Below are 448 nucleotides of genomic sequence, written 5' to 3'. Positions count from 1 at the left end.
ACCACACCGAACAACTCCCCGATTGGCTATTTTCTGACCGCTTATATGAGAACAGTTTGTTCTTTTATACATTGATTGTGCTTTTTTGGTTTTTTATTGGCTTTATCTTTATGGGTTTTGAGATAGTAGGATTTAGCCAGAAAGTCAATCTGCTTTTAAACTTTGTCTTTTATTTGGTGATTTGTGCGTGTATGGTACTATGTCCTGTGTGGTTTTGGTTGGTTTTTAAAAATACCAATACTGCTCAAAGAGAGTTAGAACTATACAGCATATTAGATGATTTAGATGATGAAGATTATTGGCAACTAAGACAAGAACTCTCTTATACAGGTGGACTACCTATGCAGTCTGTGCAAAGATGGGCATTGGTATTTTTGGGCAGCTACTTCTTGTTTGAAGTGTTCTTTATCTCAGCTTGGGTGAAGGAGTTGGCGTTGGTGTGGGAGCC

1 protein-coding gene is annotated in these 448 nt (G+C 37.9%); it reads left to right on the top strand.

What is annotated here, in order from left to right; translation table 11 throughout:
• Nucleotides 1–448, top strand: a 448-nt coding sequence (locus CEW93_RS10875; protein WP_186727976.1) for a hypothetical protein, incomplete at both ends; no start/stop codon positions are given.

The sequence above is a fragment of the Moraxella sp. VT-16-12 genome (assembly GCF_002224245.2).
Lineage (GTDB): Bacteria > Pseudomonadota > Gammaproteobacteria > Pseudomonadales > Moraxellaceae > Moraxella.
The sequence above is the reverse complement of the archived record's forward strand: the minus strand, read 5'-3'. Positions and strand labels throughout refer to the sequence as shown.